The 18086-nt window shown below is 39.9% G+C and carries 13 protein-coding genes; 11 read left to right on the top strand and 2 right to left on the bottom strand.

All coding sequences use genetic code 11. The features are described from left to right. Both rraB and IV514_RS02845 read left to right on the top strand, forming a co-directional pair. Positions 1-351: a ribonuclease E inhibitor RraB gene (gene rraB, locus IV514_RS02840; protein ID WP_206483387.1), complete on the top strand. Its 351-nt coding sequence runs from the start codon at positions 1-3 to the stop codon at positions 349-351. Between the two features lie 26 nt (positions 352-377). Next, on the top strand, positions 378-539 hold the full coding sequence (locus IV514_RS02845; protein ID WP_206483388.1) for a hypothetical protein: 162 nt from the start codon (positions 378-380) through the stop codon (positions 537-539). A gap of 54 nt (positions 540-593) precedes the next feature. On the opposite strand, the gene IV514_RS02850 is transcribed toward IV514_RS02845, so the two are convergent. Beyond that, a complete protein-coding gene (locus IV514_RS02850; RefSeq protein ID WP_206483389.1) occupies positions 594-1625 on the bottom strand; it encodes a LacI family DNA-binding transcriptional regulator in 1032 nt (343 codons plus the stop codon). Between the two features lie 218 nt (positions 1626-1843). On the opposite strand from IV514_RS02850, the gene pgi reads away from it, so the two are divergent. From pgi to IV514_RS02875, 5 genes are all read left to right on the top strand, one after another. After that, on the top strand, positions 1844-3490 hold the full coding sequence (gene pgi, locus IV514_RS02855) for a glucose-6-phosphate isomerase (RefSeq protein WP_206483390.1): 1647 nt from the start codon (positions 1844-1846) through the stop codon (positions 3488-3490). 361 nt (positions 3491-3851) lie between these two features. Next, positions 3852-6443: a TonB-dependent receptor gene (locus IV514_RS02860; RefSeq protein ID WP_206483391.1), complete on the top strand. Its 2592-nt coding sequence runs from the start codon at positions 3852-3854 to the stop codon at positions 6441-6443. Between the two features lie 150 nt (positions 6444-6593). Further along, positions 6594-7295, top strand: a complete 702-nt coding sequence (locus IV514_RS02865) for a SapC family protein (RefSeq protein WP_206483392.1) — start codon at positions 6594-6596, stop codon at positions 7293-7295. Between the two features lie 37 nt (positions 7296-7332). Beyond that, on the top strand, positions 7333-8853 hold the full coding sequence (locus IV514_RS02870) for a tryptophan halogenase family protein (protein WP_206483393.1): 1521 nt from the start codon (positions 7333-7335) through the stop codon (positions 8851-8853). A gap of 17 nt (positions 8854-8870) precedes the next feature. Beyond that, positions 8871-10433: a tryptophan halogenase family protein gene (locus tag IV514_RS02875; RefSeq protein WP_206483394.1), complete on the top strand. Its 1563-nt coding sequence runs from the start codon at positions 8871-8873 to the stop codon at positions 10431-10433. Positions 10434-10463: 30 nt separating this feature from the next. Here the strand turns inward: IV514_RS02875 and IV514_RS02880 are convergent, their stop codons facing one another. Then, positions 10464-12002: a sulfotransferase gene (locus IV514_RS02880; protein ID WP_206483395.1), complete on the bottom strand. Its 1539-nt coding sequence runs from the start codon at positions 12000-12002 to the stop codon at positions 10464-10466. 152 nt (positions 12003-12154) lie between these two features. Between IV514_RS02880 and IV514_RS02885 the strand changes: the two genes are divergently transcribed. The 4 genes from IV514_RS02885 (at position 12155) to nagA (ending at position 18079) form a co-directional block, all read left to right on the top strand. Then, positions 12155-14827: a family 20 glycosylhydrolase gene (locus IV514_RS02885; protein WP_241242154.1), complete on the top strand. Its 2673-nt coding sequence runs from the start codon at positions 12155-12157 to the stop codon at positions 14825-14827. A 202-nt stretch (positions 14828-15029) separates the two neighbouring features. Continuing rightward, the gene (locus IV514_RS02890) at positions 15030-15923 is read left to right on the top strand and encodes a BadF/BadG/BcrA/BcrD ATPase family protein (protein WP_206483396.1); all 894 of its coding nucleotides are present in this window, start codon (positions 15030-15032) and stop codon (positions 15921-15923) included. Positions 15924-15953: 30 nt separating this feature from the next. After that, positions 15954-16952 carry an SIS domain-containing protein gene (locus IV514_RS02895; protein ID WP_206483397.1) on the top strand — a complete coding sequence of 333 codons (999 nt, stop codon included), beginning with the start codon at positions 15954-15956 and terminating at the stop codon, positions 16950-16952. Continuing rightward, positions 16952-18079 carry an N-acetylglucosamine-6-phosphate deacetylase gene (nagA, locus tag IV514_RS02900; protein ID WP_206483398.1) on the top strand — a complete coding sequence of 376 codons (1128 nt, stop codon included), beginning with the start codon at positions 16952-16954 and terminating at the stop codon, positions 18077-18079. Before IV514_RS02895 ends, nagA begins: the two co-directional genes overlap by 1 nt. The last annotated feature ends 7 nt before the right edge of the window (positions 18080-18086 follow it).

The following is an 18086-nucleotide window of genomic DNA, read 5'->3' on the forward strand; positions in this document are numbered from 1 at the left end:
ATGGATGATGAAATGTTACAGCAGTGGTATGAGCATACTTCTGCACTAGTATCGGCATTGATCGAAGATGGTAGTAATGAAGAAGTACATCACACCATTGAGCATCATTTTTCATGTCAACAGTTCGAGCAGTTAGAAAAAGCGGCTGTGGCTGCTTTTAAAATGGGACTGGAAGTCGAAGAACCAGAAGAAGCTGAGTGTGAAGATGGCAGTAAAGTGTTTGCTTTTGACATTATCACTGAGCAACCCTTAGATGAAAACATCTTAAAAGATGAAACAAAATCCATGTTTGAATTGGCGAAGCAGTACAAAGTTGATTATGATGGATGGGGTACCTACTTCGAAGAATAATAATTTTAGCAATAAAGGAATATTACATGGAATGGTTGCAACAATTATTGAAAGCTGAAACGCTTGCATTATTGATCCCAATTGTCGCTATTATTGGTGCATTTGCCGTTGCGGCGCTTAAGTCACATCATAAACATCAAGAGCGAATAGAAAAAATCAAGCAAGGCTACGATCCTGACAGTTTATAATTCGCTTTACTTTCATCATTAATAAGACAGCAATAAAGCAAGGGTAATTTTGCTTTATTGTTTTGATAGTTGAGTCACTTTATCTGTCGAGTCTCTTACGACCAGTTGCGGTGTATATTGACTGTTGATATTGTTCAGCGGTTGCTTACGACATTTAGCAATTAACAAACTCGCTGCGTTTTCTGCGATTTCGGGGGTGGGTTGATCCGCTGTGGTTAACTTAGGCCAAGTTTGACGAGAGAATGGGCTGTTTTCAAAACCACTAATGGAAAGTTGTTCTGGAATAGAAATACCGAGTAACCTTGATGCGAACAAAGCACCAGCAGCAATCTCATCATTACATGAAAATATTGCTGTGGGTTTGTTGCTTGCTGCGAGTAATTGTTGGGCTCCGTTGACACCAGATTCAAATGAATATTCGCCATGGATAATTAGTTGCTCGTTGATAGCAATATTATTCTCAGTCAGTGCATCTTTATAGCCTTTTAAGCGCTCAACCGTTGATTTATGCTCAGCTTGACCCGCAATAAAGCCAATCTCATGGTGGCCTAAGTCGATTAAATGTTGAGTAATACTTTTAGCTGCTTGGTGGTCATTGATCATTACACAAGGTGCTAAATTGTCAGGTGCTATATCGCCAGACATAATGCGAACCACATCAATGTCTAAGGTTAAAATGTGCTTAACAAAATCAGGCATTTCGGAAAAAGGCGGCGTTAATATCAACCCCGCAATGCGAGATTGCTTGATCATACTGGTAATTTCTTCGAGTAAATTATCTGATTTTGCGCTGCATGGATGAATTAACAATTCAAATCCTTGTTTTTTACAAGCAGACAAAATACCGTTTTGCATATCTATGATGTAATAAGCATTTGGGTTATCATAAATGAATGCAACGCTATAAGACTTTGTTCCGGCTAAGTTTCTCGCCGCTAAGTTAGGCTGATAGTTGAGACTGTTGACGGCAGCCATGACTTTTTCCCGCGTAGGTTGACGCACCGATGGTTCATTGTTAATCACCCGAGAAACAGTTTTTATTGAAACGCCTGCTTGTTTTGCGACATCGTTAATTGTAGCTTTCATTTATCCATATAGCCTTAAAATTGTATTCTGATACGATTTCATAAAGGGTTAAGAATATTGCTTTATGATGTATGCAGCAAGGATTTATCAGTTAAATTACGTAATTAGATCAAACCGGTCGATATTTTATTTTCTCATGAGTGATTCAAAATTGACAGCGCTGTCATTATTGAATATGGTATCGACAAAGAATTTTAAATTATGCACTAGGAAAAGTTATGTCAAGTCGTCAATCCCTAAATAGTTGGAAAAAGTTAACGCAAATGGCGTTAGAGAAAAAGTCGCAGCATATGAATGATTTGTTTGCTAACGATAGTCAGCGTTTTGATAAGTATTCAATTGAGTTACCTAAGCTGCTATTAGATTATTCAAAAAATTTAATTGACGATGAAACCATGTCAACGTTATTTGATTTGGCAAAGGAATGTGATGTTGCTGGCTGGCGCGAAAAAATGTTTGCTGGTGAGAAAATTAACAAAACCGAAGATCGAGCAGTATTGCATACCGCACTTCGTCGTACCAACGATGCACCTTTGTTGGTAGACGGTGAAAATGTGACTGAGAGCGTAAAGCAACAGTTGGCGAAAATGGAAGGGTTTGTTAATAACGTGCGAGAAGGTCATTGGAAAGGTTATTCAGGCAAACGGATCACAGATATTGTTAATATTGGCGTAGGTGGGTCTAATTTAGGACCACAAATGGTCACAGAAGCGTTGAAGCATTATAGCGATAATAGTGTGAACGTGCATTATGTATCAAATGTTGATGGCGCTCAAATTGTTGAAACCTTGCGACCGCTAGAGCCAGAAAAAGTGCTTTTTATTGTATCAAGTAAAACCTTTACCACCACAGAAACAATGACAAACGCCAAAACAGCAATGAAGTGGTTAACAGCGGCATCTTTTGATGAATCGTCAATAGCAAAGCATTTTGTTGCTGTTACGGCTAATAGTGCTAATGCCATGGCCTTTGGTATTAAAGAAGAAAATATCTTTGGTATGTGGGATTGGGTCGGTGGTCGTTTTTCACTATGGTCGGCTATTGGTTTGGCAATTGCATTAGATTTAGGTTTCGATAAGTTCAAAGAACTGCTCGCTGGTGCAGATGAAATGGATCAGCATTTTATTAATGCGCCTTTTGAGCAAAATATGCCAATGATAATGGCATTATTGAGCGTGTGGAATACCACGTTCTTAGATGCCAAATCTCAAGCCATTTTACCTTATGATCAAACATTGCATATGCTCGCAGCGTATCTACAACAAGCTGAAATGGAAAGTAATGGAAAGTCAGTTTCCTGGGACGGTGAAGAAGTTGATTACGCGACAGTGCCGTCAATTTGGGGAGAATTAGGTATTAATGGTCAACATGCTTTTTATCAGTATTTACACCAAAGTAATAATGTGGTGCCTGCTGATTTTATTGGTTCTGTTGCCAGTGTGACACCTGTTAAAGGACATCATGAAACCTTAATGGCTAACTTTTTTGCTCAAACCCAGGCGTTGATGACAGGTGTTGATGAACAGCAAGTCAGAGAAGACTTAAAAGCCAAAGGTCGTACCCAAGAATATATCGATAAGGTTGCGCCTCACAAAGTGCACAAAGGTAATCGACCTACCAATACCATTCTGCTTAAACGTATTGATCCAAGTACACTGGGTCATTTGATTGCCGCTTATGAGCATAAAATCTTTGTTCAGGGGATCATTTTACAAATATGCTCATTTGATCAGTGGGGGGTAGAGCTTGGCAAAGGGCTTGCTGCTTCAATTCAAGAAGAGTTGGAAGGGGATGCAATATCAGCAAACCACGACTGCTCAACCATGAATCTAATCAATTATTATAAGCAAACAAAAACACACTAACTTGCGGGTAGTATCGTGCAGGTAGGAAGGCTAGTAAATAGCCTTCCTATTTTTTTATCTGTCGATGGAATATTATTCATTTACTGTTAATAATTACACTGATTTAGTGTATAAAAATAGCATTTATTCCATAAGTTCTCGCGATTGAGGAAAAATTAAACATTTAAATTATCAAATATAACAAATGGTTATGCTTGGTTTGTCGATAAAATTGTTTTGAAGTATAGCCAATAGTTATTTTTTTGTGTATGGTTTTACTTAACCTAATGACAGCGTTGTCATAAAAATAAGACAGCGCTGTCTTCATAAAGGTTATAAAAATATAACTATGTATTTAATAAACGTGTGTAAGGGAAAGTCGATGTCATCTAAATTATTTAAAAAAGGCGTCTTAGCGAGTTCTATCGCTATGGTTCTTGCTGGTGGTGCTGCACCATTTGCAATGGCTGAACAAAACGCTGCTGATCAAGAAACAGAAGTTATTGAGGTTAGAGGCTTACGGGGTAGCCTTAAAGCCAATGTTAACGCAAAACGTTTTTCTGATAGCGTAGTAGACGTAATCAGTTCTGAAGATATTGGTAAATTTCCAGATAAAAACGTCGCTGAATCACTAGCGCGTATTCCTGGTGTAACCATCCAACGTCAATTCGGTGAAGGTTCATCGGTATCAATTCGTGGTGCGGGTGCTGAATTTACTAAAACAACGTTAAATGGTCAAAATGTTGCGTCTACTGGCTGGTTTGTACTTGAGCCTGCTAGACGAAGCTTTAACTATGAATTACTACCTTCTGAAATTGTTGGTGATTTAGAAGTTTATAAGTCTTCTCAAGCTAATTTAATTGAAGGTGGTGTCGGTGGTACTGTTATTGTAAACACACGTACACCTTTAGAATTAGATGCCAATACATCATATGTTTCTGTTGAAGCGATGCACTCTGATGATTCTGGTTCTACAGATCCGCAACTTTCAGGTATGTATAGCTGGAAAAATGATGCAGAAGATTTTGGTATCATGGTTTCGGGTGTCTCACAAAAACGTGATTTGCAACGCCAAGGTAATGAAGCGTTTTGGGAATGGGGTGCAGGTCCTGTAGCTTTTGAACAAGAGCGTAAGCGTCAAGCTTTAACTGTTGCATTAGAATGGGCACCAACAGAGAACCTATCTTTTGTATTAAATGCAATGGATATGGAGATGGAAGCTAATAATACCAACTACGCGTTATGGTTGACTCAAGGTGATACTTCTTGGTCAGGCAATACTCCTGAGCAATGTTTAGGTGGTGACTGTAGTGGTGACAATCGTGGTACTGCTGTTAAAGGACAATTAGCGTCTGGTTTCTATCAAGCTCGCCCACGTGAAGCAACGATGAATTCAGATTTAGTTGATTTAAAAGCGACATACGAAGCTGATGACTTTACATTAGAAGTACAAGTTGGTGATACCAATTCTAGTGGCGGCACTGATTTTGAAATGGTGGTTGATGATGGGGTAAATACACCAATTGTTGATGGTGGTTATGACTTCACCAATGGTAACCAAACTTGGTCGCTGCCAAATGGTATTGGGGGTCAGTCAATGGCTGATTATGACCCAGGTTCATTGGCAATGGGCACAGGTTCTACATTTAATAAAACGCCTAAAACAGATGAAGAGTCTTATTTCCAAGTTGATTTACAACTTCCTTTAAATGGCGATTTCATTTCAAGTGTTGAACTAGGTGCTCGTTACGGTGATCACAATACAAGATCTCGTCAGTTTTATTTCGATCAACGAGAAGGGTTCGATCCGGTAATATCAACCTCTGGTTTAAGAACAGGTACTGTTGATGTAGGTGATGGTAACTATCAGATTTCTAAGTTTGACGTGAATGCACTTAAGGAATGGGCGAAAGCAAGTATTGTCGGTCAAACTGAAGAGTTAGGTTCATACAGTGAAATCGATGAAACAAACAAAGCCGTTTATGTGATGGCGAACTACAGTGGTGAAAACTACCGTGGTAATTTTGGTGTTCGTTATGTGAAAACTGATGCGACTTCTACTTACTATACTGAAGGTGTTAAGACTTCAACAGATGGTGGTTATTCTGAAGTCCTACCTAGTTTTAACTTAGCTTATAACTTAGCCGACGATGTTATTTTACGTGTAGCAGCAGCTCGCACTATTGCCCGCCCACAGTACAATGATATGTATGTAAACCCAAGTGCAGTTGGTGGTAATGATGATTTAGATGACAACCAATTTTGGATTGTTGGTAATGTTGACTTAGACCCGTTCATGGCAGATCAATTTGAAGCAGGCGTTGAGTGGTACTTTAATGAAAGTTCTTTACTATCAGCTACTGTGTTTATGAAGAATGTCTCTAACTTCATCTCGATTGAGTCATACCATGCAGACTCTTCAACGATAGATTATGATGGTCTAAGACCTGAAGAAGCGGCAAAAGGCTGGACGGTACAAGAGAAATTCAATGCCAAAGACGGTGAAGTACGTGGTCTCGAGTTACAGTATCAACAAGACTTTGATAATGGCTTTGGTTTGATGGCTAACTACACGTACACTGATGCCACAACAGGTGCTGAAACATTTGGTGATGGTAACGGTTGGTTATCTGACAGCTCTGATCATGTGTTCAACGCTTCAGCATTTTATGAAAATGATGACTTCTCTGCGCGTATTTCATATAACTACCGCAGCGAATATATGCTTCGTGAAGAAGGTGCCTACGGTAACCGTTTACATGATGGCTTCGGTACGCTTGACTTAAGCGGTGTGTATCACGTAAATGAAATGGTTGATGTGAAGCTTGACGTTGTTAACTTGACGGGTGAATCATCTGAGCAGTTCGGAAACAATGCTATGCAAACTAATGCAAGTGGTTTTGCTGATGGATTCCCATTGTATGCATATGAAATGGCTACGCGTGTGATTGCAGGTGTAAGCGTTAAGTTCTAAAACTGTTTCAGTTTGACTTCTAATGGAGGGGAAGTAATTTACTTCCCCTTTTTTATCTGTAAGTTTTTATTTTGTTGACTAAAAGCTAACCTATCAGATAGCGTAAACGGTTAATGCATCCTTAAACTTTATTCTCCATTGAGGAATTTCATGTCTAATTCAATTAAGCCTGTTAACTTTGAAAACCATCAACACCTTAAAGTTAAATCAAGTAATGATTATCGTCACGCTGAAAACCAGCAAGTTGTTCCTGTCATTGTGCATGAGTTTTCACCAGCAAGTGCTGAAATGCCCATTCTATTTGTGAAAAACAGTGAAACAGGGGAGTTTCAGTCGGTTGCTATGCTTGGCTTAAAACCGGGTGAAAATGTATTTTATCAACTGGGTAAATGGCGTGGCCGTTATGTGCCTGCGATTATTACTCACCATCCTTTTGCCTTGGTGCCTTCTCAAAATGATGAAACTCAGCTTCAGGTCGTCATTAAAGAAGATAGCCACCTTGTCTCTGATCAAGAGGGTGAGTCATTGTTTGATGCTCTAGGAAATGAAACTGAATACATGACCAAGCGAAAAAATGCGATAGGGCGGTACTATGAGAATAGTCAAATTACTCGTTCGTTTATCGATAAAATTAGTGGCTTAGGTTTACTTAAGGAAAAAAGCCTAACACTTGATTTAAACGGTGAAAAAGTTGCATTAAATGGTGTATACATGGTGGATGAAAAAGCGCTGAATCAATTAAGTGATGCAGACTTTTTATCATTGCGAGAAAAAGGCTTCTTAGCCCCCATTTATTGTCATTTAAATTCAACGCACCAGTTAGCGAATATCGCTGCATTAAAAACAAAATAAATTATCCTGTAATCAGTGTTATATGGGCAGTATCAATATGAATGATAATCAAGTTAAGTCTATTGCTATAGTTGGAGGCGGCTCATCTGGCTGGATGACTGCTTTGTATTTAAATAAGTTATATAACCATACCACGCAAAACGTTGAAATCTCTCTCATTGAAAGTCCCAATGTACCAACCATTGGTGTAGGTGAAGCGACGGTTCATAGTATTCGGTATTATTTTGCCGCGATGGGATTAGATGAAAAGGAACTGTTAAAAGAAACGAATGCTACTTTTAAAAACGGTATCTTGTTTCGCAACTGGATGAAGCCTAACCAGGATGGTTCCATGCATGAATATTTTCATTCTTTCGAACAACAAAACATTGCCAATATTCATGATATCTCAAGTGCTTGGTTATTAGATAAAAAGCATAATCAACAGTCTTATGATGATGCGGTTTCTGTGTCATCTCATTTAATTAAAAAGGGGCTGGGGCCTAAAAATATTAACTCAAGACCTTATGAAGGCATTGTACCTTATGGTTATCATTTAGATGCGATTAAAATGGCTGCCTATATGACCAAAGTTGGGGTAAAAGCCGGTATCAAGCATATCAAAGCCACAGTGACAGATGTTGAAATAGTCAATGGTAATATTGGGGCTGTTCATACTAATTTGGGAAGTCATGCTGCCGATGTGTTTATTGACTGTACTGGTTTTAAAGGGCTGTTAATCAATAAACTTAAATCAAGAGAAAGTAACTGGCAGTCGTTTGAGCAAGCTTTGCCCTGTAATAAAGCCGTTGCCGTACAGGTGGAATATCCTGACAGTGAATCTCCCAAGCCGTACACAGAGGCAACTGCATTAAGTAATGGTTGGGCTTGGGAAATTGATTTAGTCAATAGACGAGGAACAGGCTATGTCTATGATGGTAACCGCTTGACCGAAGAACAAGCTCAACAAGAGTTACTTGAATATCTCGGACAGGATAAAAAGGTATTAAAAACGGTTCATATTGATATGCAAGTGGGTTGCCTGAAAGAATTTTGGGTGGGTAACTGCATTGCTATTGGTCTTTCTGGAGGCTTCATTGAGCCGCTGGAATCAACCGGATTACATTTAATCAATGCGAGTGCTCGATTATTGGGTACCCACCTTACCTCAAAACAAGTTCCTCAATCTGTTCGTGATTCTTATAACACAATTATGAATGGTACATATGAAGATCTTAAGCAGTTTATCGTCTTACATTACTGCTTAACTGACAGAGACGATACCGAGTTTTGGCGTGAAGTTGCACAATCAGCAAAATATTGTACGGGCTTAGAACAAAAAATAGCTACTTGGAAAAGTAAAGTTTGTGAATACATGGACTTAGCTGGTGGTTATATCACCATGTTTTCTGATGAAAATTACCGAGCGATTTTATACGGCATGAAGCATTATCCTGAGCTACACCTTAACGCGGATAAAGAAGAAAATAAGAAAATATATGCTGAGTTTGATCGCAGACTATCTCAAGTGATGAATGCGGCAATGTCGCATCAAGATTATTTAGCACAACTTAAGTAGCTGGACAGGTAGATGTGATGAATCAAAGTGTTGAAATAAAGAAAATCGTCATCGTCGGTGGCGGCACTGCGGGGTGGCTTGCAGCTAACCACCTAGCTAAAAACTTGCTCACTGAAAAAGCTGATAGCGTTCAAATAACGCTAATTGAATCACCTAATATTCCAACTATTGGTGTCGGTGAAGGAACTGTGCCTATGATGCGCCAGTCGTTGCAACACCTAGGTATTAGTGAAACTGAATTTATCGTAGAATGTGATGCTACGTTTAAACAAGGGATCAAGTTTGTTGATTGGGTGAATAACCCTGTACAGAATGAGCCAAATTATTACCATCATATTTTTGACTATCCACATCAGCCGGGATTTAACTTAACGCCTTATTGGATACAAGACATTAAAAATACAGGCAAAAGTTATGTCGATAGTATTTCGATACAAGGAAGATTGTGTGATCTTGGTTTAGCTCCGAAAACAATTACCACCCCAGAATATCAAGGAGTGGCTTCATATGGTTACCACTTAGACGCCAGTAAGTTTTCAGCGTTATTAACCAAGCATGCAGTGGAAAAACTGGGGGTTGAACACATCAAAACGGAAGTTTGTGATGTGATCATGCATAAAAATGGCGATATTCACTCAGTTGTTACCGATACCCATGGTGAAATCGTTGCGGACTTTTTTATTGATTGTACTGGCTTTAAAGCGATGTTGATCGGGGATAAGCTCAATGTTGCTTTTAAAGACAAAAGCGATACTTTATTTGTTGATCATGCTGTCGCCATTCAAGTACCTTACCCTGAAAAAAATGCTGATATTGCTTCATCGACTATCTCTACTGCACTTAGTTGTGGTTGGGTATGGGATATTGGATTAAAAGAACGCCGTGGAGTCGGTCATGTCTATTCGTCAAATCATATTAGCCATGAGCAAGCAGAGCAGCAATTAAGGGATTATATTGGGCCGATAAGTGAGAATATTGACAGTCGACGCATCCCAATGAAGATCGGTTATCGTGAAAAATTTTGGCATCAAAACTGTGTCGCTTTAGGGTTGGCACAAGGCTTTGTTGAGCCGTTAGAAGCGACTGGATTATTGGTGTTCGATGCCACGGCAAAAATGTTAGCTGAGCAGTTTCCGAGTAGTAAGCTGGATATGCCACTTATTGCCAAACAGTTTAATATGCGAGTTTCGGCTACTTGGGAAAATGTCATTGATTTTGTCAAAGCACACTATTGCCTGTCAAAGCGAACTGATAGCGATTTCTGGCGAGATAATCGAAATGCAGAAACGATTCCAGAGACCTTGCAAGAAAGGTTAGCTAGGTGGCAATATCAGCCACCATCGGCATATGATTTTGCCAGTAAATACGATATTTTTAATGTCGAAAATTATCAGTACATACTCTATGGAATGGACTTTGATACGGATTTATCGCATTTTTCAGCAAGACTGAACCAAAGTAAAAATGCCAATGCGATCTTTTCTACAATACAAAGTCATACCAATACAGCGGTAAATAAGTTACCTAAACATAGAGAATTGCTAGATAAAATTTACCAGTATGGCTTACAAAAACAATGAGGCTGAATAGGTAGGTTTATTCAAACATTATCAGGTATCCCCTGCTTTTAAGCGGATACCTGATAAGCCAGCGTTGATCATTTTAATGGCGTACGGTTTAAGTTGCTCGTAGTAATTATGCCATGTATTGATGGCTCCCTTGAACAGAGGCTTTCTCACTTGCGTGTTACTAATTGTGTGGATCACTCTGTCATTTTTGTGAAAATCCATACATTGTTGTTGCCAGTCTAAGTGTAAAAAATTAAGTAGTTGTTTAGTCGTGCTAAGCTGCTCTGTGACAAAAGTTTCGTAGTCAACAATAAAGATCTTCTCTGGTAATAATTTGAGCCAATGGTTCATTAACTGGTGGTGCGCGATAATCATTGACGTTAGTTCATCTAAATCATAACTATAGCGATTACCTCTATCTAAAATTTGCCGGTAAGCTCCCAGTAAAGTGTCCATCGGGTTTCGCTGACAATAAATGATTTTAGCATCAGGTAAAGCTAAATGAATTAAGCCAATGGCTTTATAGTTCAAAGGCATTTTATCGGTAAAATAGTGTTTGGTGTTGATATGTTTTGTGGTTGCTAGGTAGCGTTGACCAATAGCAAGCCAGTCGTTAGTGGTGAGCTCATCCGCCCAAAATGGAAATGTTTTTTTAGGGCGACATGTTTGTAGAATAAATTGTGTCGATTGCGCTAATTCATAAAGCTCGTCTCCTGCGGCCACAGACTGGTGAGACGATACGACTTGTTCGATTAATGTGGTGCCTGAACGAGGTAAACCGCAGATAAATATTGGCCCCTCTGTATTTGTTTTTTGAGCATTTATCCTGTCAAGGCTGGCTTGGGTGAATAGGTTAACGTCAAACACGCTGGCAATTGCTAGATGTTCTTCAAGTTCGCTTTGGTGGTTGTAGGTAAATTCTTGTCTTTTGAGTGTAGCGCCTGTGCTTAGGTATTCAAACGCTTGTTGAAAATCTTTATTCGCTTCAAAATGCTTATAGAGTGCATAGCAAGCATATACATCAGAACGGCCGTGGTTGCATATTGCTGTTAATGTTTTGACATATTGCTCAGGCAGTTGTGGTGTAATATCACTTCTGTACCAATACGCTGGGGTATATGCTGGCTTTACATTAATACTATATTCAAAACAATTTAATGCCTCTTCAACTTGTCCAAATTCCTTATACATGATGCCCAAATCAGTACGCCACAGCATATTTTTATCGGCTAAAATCACAGCAGTTTTCATCGATGAAATCGCTTTTTCTGGTTGGCGTAGCAGGCGGAAAGCTGTTGATAATGCGTGATGACTGACGGCATCATCAGATGAATGTTTGATTGCTGCATTCGCGTAAGCTATTAATTCATCGAATTTTTGTAAGTAGGTCAATATTTTGTACAGTCGATGATACGTTGTGATATGAAAAGGTGCTTGCTGAATTATTTGCTTAGCAATAGATTCTGCCAAAGGTGCTTTTTGTTGATTGAGCAGCTGATCAAGTTTTTCGATTGCTTGATCAAATGAGCAAGTCATGATTGAGTTATCGTACTGCAATGAGAGCTGATTATTATTTTCCAAATTAAGCCTGCACTTTGTATGAGTTATAGCGAGTTGTTTTAACGATTATTAATATATATTTTGACAGCGCTGTCAAATTTGTTAGTGTTATACACAGAAAAAAGTGAATGAACGAAAATAAAGCTGAAAATTAACATTAAAGAGTAACCTTAATGATGAAATATAAACGACTACTAGCGCTTATTTGTGTCGGGACATTGGTATCGGCTTGTGGGCCATCATCTGTTGACGCGCCAAATGATATAAAGGCAAGTACCGAGGTGAAACCGGCAACGCAAGCAGATATAGATAATATCGCAAAATCGTTAGATATAAAGTTTAATCATATTAGCAACCAACAGAAAGAGCAGTGTCGAGCTGAGCTGACCGACGGTTCATGTTATAAAGCGCAGTTTTTGTTAACTGCGCCGCAAGATCTCTTAGTGAACGACTGGGCGATTTATTACAGTCAAGTGGCACCTCTGCATAACTATGACGGTGAACAATTTCATCTTGAACACCTTAATGGTGATTTACATCGGATCACGCCAACAGAAAAGTTTAGGGGCTTTAAAGCAGGCGAGCCTATTGCTATCACTTTTAGAGCGGGTTTTTGGTCACTGGCTGAGTCTGACATCATGCCAAACCTTATCATTACGGGCGATAATTTAACTGCAAAAGTGATTGAAAGTACCCGCCCGAGCATTGATCCTGACACTCAATTGGAAGTTGTCCCTTTTGTTCAACCTTACAATGATTATCAGCATCACTTTAAGCGAACGGCAAAAGATGCCACGCCTTGGTTAGATTCTGGTGATTTTTATCAGCGAAATAAGGCGCTTGGTGACGAATTAGTCGATGTTAACCAAGTGATCATTCCAACCCCTAAATCTGTCACTTATCCGCATGGTCAGGGAACACTCGATATTACTCAGGGCGTTAATATTGACTATGCGAATGTGGAGCAAGCAGAGGTAAACGTAGCTATTGAACGGTTAAGCAAGTTAGGGATTTCACAAGCAAAACAAGGAACTTCATTAAAATTAGCCATCAAAGCTAATGTTGACCAAATGATCGGCAGCTATCAGTTAATGATCTCACCAGCTGGCATTGAAGTGATAGGCGTTGATAGTGATGGTGTATTTAATGGCTTGCAGTCGCTGGCAAGTTTATATCAACTTGATAGCAAGACCTTACCTTATTTAAGCGTTGACGATGAACCTATGTATGAGTTTAGAGGTATGCTGGTAGATGTTGCGCGTAATTTTCGTAGTAAAGAGTTTATTATCAAATTGCTCGATCAAATGGCGGCCTATAAGTTGAATAAACTGCATTTGCACATGGCAGAGGATGAAGGGTGGCGTCTTGAGATCCCTGGCCTGCCTGAACTGACAAAAGTGAGCAGTAAGCGCTGCTTTGATCCAACTGAACAGTCATGTTTATTACCTCAGTTAGGTGCTGGTGTTGATCCTAATGCGTCGGTAAACGGCTATTATAGCGTTGAGGATTATACTGAAATATTAAAGGCGGCAACGGCGCGTCACATACAAGTTATTCCTTCATTAGACATGCCAGGTCATTCAAGAGCAGCAATTAAAGCCATGGCGGCTCGTTATGCTAAATACAGTCAATTAGAAGACAAAGAAAAAGCTGAACAATATTTATTACATGATCCTGATGACGTCACTGAGTATTCTTCTGTGCAATTTTATAAAGATAATACCATTAACGCCTGTCAAGAATCTTCGTATGCATTTATTGAAAAAGTGATGTCAGAGGTGAAGAAAATTCACGCCGAAGCTGGACAACCATTGACGCGATATCATATCGGCGCGGATGAAACTGCAGGTGCTTGGTTAGAGTCTCCGGTATGTAAAACATTTATAGCTGATAATGATAAAGGCATTACCCAGATGAGCCAACTTGGTGCTTACTTTGTTGAACGTGTTGCTAATATGATCGCAGATATGGGAATTGAGCCGGGCGCTTGGAGTGATGGATTAGAGCACACCGCGAAAGAGAACATGCCAGCAGTTGTGCAAGCAAATGCTTGGGATCATCTTCCTTGGGGAGCCCATACAAAGGTGAATGAGTTAGCAAATCGTAACTGGCAAATTGTACTCTCCATTCCTGATGTAACGTATTTTGATTTTCCGTATGAAGCAGATCCGAAAGAGCATGGCTATTACTGGGCATCTCGTAAAACGAATACAGAAAAAGTGTTTCAGTTTATGCCAGAGAATTTACCGATACATGCAGAGTTCTGGTTAGACAGAGAAGATAACCCTTATACTGCCGATGATAGAGTGCAAAAAGATGACCAAGGTCATATTATCCATCAACCATTAGAGCAAGGGCGCAGTTTTCTGGGAGTACAAGGGCAGTTGTGGAGTGAAAATGTACGTACCGATGAAATTGCGGAATATAAAATATTTCCTCGGGTGATCGCTTTAGCTGAGCGCGCATGGCATAGAGCTTCGTGGGCGGTCCCTTATAATTACTCGGGGGCTAAATATGATGCCAATAGTCATGTGTTTACTAAAGATTTACGTCAGCAACGCGATCAGGCATGGCGTGTATTTGCCAATGCATTAGGTCAAAAAGAGTTGCCTAAGCTTGATTTAGCAAATGTAACCTATCGACTACCTACCGTCGGAGCGAAAATAACAGATGGAACGCTTTATGCGAATATTGCATTTCCAGGCGTGAACATTCAGTTTCAGGAAGGGAATGGTCCTTGGCAGTATTATCGTCAAGCAACGAAAGTTTCAGGTGATGTACGTGTCAGAGCGATTTCCTCTAACGGTGAAAGAGCTGGGCGGATCATGATGGTAACACGGGAGTAATAAGTCCTGTGTTACAAGTTTAATTATAATTTAATCAATGGTTTATTTAGGTTAGTGCCGATAGACAATAAAAATATAATAATTATTCTAAAAAAGTAAATGACAACGCTGTCATTTATGGTTAAGATGAAATTGTGAGATGTTGAGAACTCGATTTTCTTAAGTTCTTTCATCATGGATAGGTAAGAGACATGAGGGTGACATGCCTAGTAACAGTGACAATAAAACATTCTTCCTAGGAATTGATGGTGGTGGTAGTAAATGTAAAGCCATTATTGTTGATGAAAATAATACTATTTTAGGTACCGGCATATCTGGCCCCGCAAATCCTCTTCACGGTTTTGAGCAAGCAATAAACTCAATTACCGAATCTGCTGAGTTAGCGCTTAAAGATGCAGGTTTAACTTCGACACAATTACAGGATATTACCGCAGGTGTTGGTTTAGCAGGGGTAAACTTACCGATATTATTTGAGCAAATGTCAAATTGGCAGCACCCGTTTAAACAAATGTTTTTAGCTACTGATTTATTGATCGCTTGCTTAGGCGCCCATAACGGCGAGGATGGGGCGGTAATGATCACAGGCACAGGATCTTGTGGTTTCTCTTATGTTGATGGTCATCCATACACACTGGGAGGTCACGGCTTTCCACATGGTGATAAAGGTAGTGGTGCATGGTTTGGTTTTCAGGCGGCTAATTATGCATTGATGTCATTAGATGGCTTAAAAGCGCCATCAAGGATCAATGAAAAACTATTAGCGCTTTTAGATGTTAACGATGGTTTATCTATGGTGGAAACTATTGCCGGTAAACCCGCGGCATTTTATGCCAAGATGGCTAATTTAGTGTTCGATACCGCTGAAGAAGGCGATCAAGTCGCTAAAGCCATTGTTGAAGAAGGTGCTGGCTATATTAGTGGTGTCGCTCGTCAACTAGAAAAGCAGCAACCACCGCGTATTTCATTAATTGGCGGGCTAACGCCGCGGATTAAACCTTGGTTAGATAAAGACATCCAAGAAAAATTACAAGAGCCGTTATGTCCCCCTGAAATGGGGGCAGTAATTTTTGCCAAACAACAATTGGCATTGCAGTAATCAAATTTATTAAGTTAGGTAGAAGTGAACATGACACAATCAATTATGGAAAAAGAAGCAAAGCAAGCACCTTCGGTTATTGAAGGGCAGCTTAGCGCGAACAAAGCACTTGCAGAAAAAATTGGCAGTAAGCTACGTGAGATCGATCCTAAAATGGTAATGATCATAGGTCGCGGTTCGTCAGACCATGCCGGTGTTTTTGGTAAATACTTAATTGAAATTGAAGCTGGCGTGCCAACATTTGCTGCGGCACCATCTGTTTCAAGTGTCTATGGTAAACAGTTAAAATTGGCGAATGCGTTAGTGATTGTGATTTCACAATCAGGCAGAAGCCCAGACATTATTGCACAAGCTGAAATGGCTAAAAAAGCGGGAGCGTATTGTGTTGCTCTAGTCAATGATGAAAGCTCGCCACTTAAAGACATTGTTGATGAGTTATTACCGCTTAAAGCTGGTGCTGAAATTTCTGTTGCTGCAACCAAAAGCTACTTAGCTACATTATCGGCTTTGCTACAATTAACGGCTTATTGGACAGAAAACCAAGGCTTAATTGATGCCTTAGCGACATTACCTGGCGCATTAGAAACCATGATCCAATCTGATGCGCAACTGACGCCTGAATCGATTGATGGTGTCAAAAACATGGTGGTATTAGGGCGTGGTTTGGGTTACGCCGTTACCAAAGAAATGGCGTTAAAATTAAAAGAAGTTAGTTCCATTCATGCTGAGGCATTTAGTAGTGCCGAATTTTTACATGGCCCAGTAACTCTAGTGGAACAAGGTTTAGCTATTTTAAACTGCGCAGTGAATGATGAAAGTGCAAAATCTCATCAAGATCAAATTGACGAAGTTGGTCAACGTGGTGCTGATCTGGTGCATTTACGTCAAACAGATAACAGCATTCACCCACGTATTGCTCCTTTGGTGGTATTGCAACGTTTTTATCTTGATGTGGCCAAAGTTGCCGTAACACGTGGTTTTAATCCAGATGAGCCGAAAGGCCTAAAGAAAGTTACTCGGACATTATAATGAGTCATTTGCGCATACTTACCGAAAGCTTGTTTGATGGTGAAGCAATTAGCCATCAGCAAGTGCTTAGTATTGCTGATGGTAAGATCATTGCCATTGATGATGATAATGCTCATTATGATGAAGCAATTAAGGGCTTAGTTGTCCCTGGTTTTATTGATTTACAAGTTAATGGTGGTGGTGGTGTTTTGTTTAATGGTTCTCCCTCATTAAATAGCTTGAAAACCATCATCACCGCTCATTCTCAATATGGTACTACAGGGATGTTACCTACCTTGATTACGGACAAGGTTGAGGTTATGGCGCAAGCGGCTGAAGCTGTGGCCGAGGCGATGGCTGAAAAGGTACCGGGAATTTTAGGTATTCACTTTGAAGGCCCACATTTGTCCATTGCTAAAAAAGGGACTCATGCTGAACAATATATTCGTCCGATCTCAGAGCGTGAATGGCAGATTCTTGAACGCAAAGACATCGGCCAAATTTTAGTTACCTTAGCGCCAGAAACCGTCACAGTTAAGGATGTTGAACGTATGGTGTCGTTAGGCATCAAAGTATGTTTAGGGCACACCAATGCGACCTTTGAACAGGCACAAGCCGCGATGGATGCAGGAGCCGATGGCTTTACCCATCTTTACAATGCAATGTCACCATTACAAGGGCGAGCACCAGGTGTAACAGGCTGTGCATTGCTTAATGATCAGGCAAGTTGTGGCATCATTATCGATGGTCATCATGTGGATTATGTCAGTGCCAAGCTAGCGTTAAAAAATAAGCCTAAAGGGAAATTGTTTTTAGTCACTGATGCCATGTCAACCATAGGCACAGATCAAACGGAGTTTTCATTTTTTGATCGTACCGTTTATTTAAATGATGGGCGCTTAACATCAACTACCGGAGAATTGGCTGGTGCTGCGCTGGAAATGAATACAGCGGTGAGAAATACCGCGCAGGGCTTAGAGGTTGGTAAAGAAGAAGCCATTCGAATGGCTTCTATGTATCCCGCTGATTATATTAACCAACAGAAAATACGCGGTAGATTACAGCCGGGTACACAGGCTGATTTTGTCGCCCTTGATGATGACTATCAAGTGTTATCAACTTGGATCGGTGGCGAAAAAGTGTATTAATAGCAAA

Source organism: Thalassotalea sp. G2M2-11 (assembly GCF_017168195.1).
Lineage (GTDB): Bacteria > Pseudomonadota > Gammaproteobacteria > Enterobacterales > Alteromonadaceae > Thalassotalea_E.

Bases quoted from the DNA above. Each gene is read 5' to 3' on its own strand.
- rraB (WP_206483387.1), top strand. From the start codon at position 1: ATGGATGATGAAATGTTACAGCAGTGGTATGAGCATACTTCTGCACTA.
- IV514_RS02845 (WP_206483388.1), top strand. From the start codon at position 378: ATGGAATGGTTGCAACAATTATTGAAAGCTGAAACGCTTGCATTATTG.
- IV514_RS02850 (WP_206483389.1), bottom strand. From the start codon at position 1,625: ATGAAAGCTACAATTAACGATGTCGCAAAACAAGCAGGCGTTTCAATA.
- pgi (WP_206483390.1), top strand. From the start codon at position 1,844: ATGTCAAGTCGTCAATCCCTAAATAGTTGGAAAAAGTTAACGCAAATG.
- IV514_RS02860 (WP_206483391.1), top strand. From the start codon at position 3,852: ATGTCATCTAAATTATTTAAAAAAGGCGTCTTAGCGAGTTCTATCGCT.
- IV514_RS02865 (WP_206483392.1), top strand. From the start codon at position 6,594: ATGTCTAATTCAATTAAGCCTGTTAACTTTGAAAACCATCAACACCTT.
- IV514_RS02870 (WP_206483393.1), top strand. From the start codon at position 7,333: ATGAATGATAATCAAGTTAAGTCTATTGCTATAGTTGGAGGCGGCTCA.
- IV514_RS02875 (WP_206483394.1), top strand. From the start codon at position 8,871: ATGAATCAAAGTGTTGAAATAAAGAAAATCGTCATCGTCGGTGGCGGC.
- IV514_RS02885 (WP_241242154.1), top strand. From the start codon at position 12,155: ATGATGAAATATAAACGACTACTAGCGCTTATTTGTGTCGGGACATTG.
- IV514_RS02890 (WP_206483396.1), top strand. From the start codon at position 15,030: ATGCCTAGTAACAGTGACAATAAAACATTCTTCCTAGGAATTGATGGT.
- IV514_RS02895 (WP_206483397.1), top strand. From the start codon at position 15,954: ATGACACAATCAATTATGGAAAAAGAAGCAAAGCAAGCACCTTCGGTT.
- nagA (WP_206483398.1), top strand. From the start codon at position 16,952: ATGAGTCATTTGCGCATACTTACCGAAAGCTTGTTTGATGGTGAAGCA.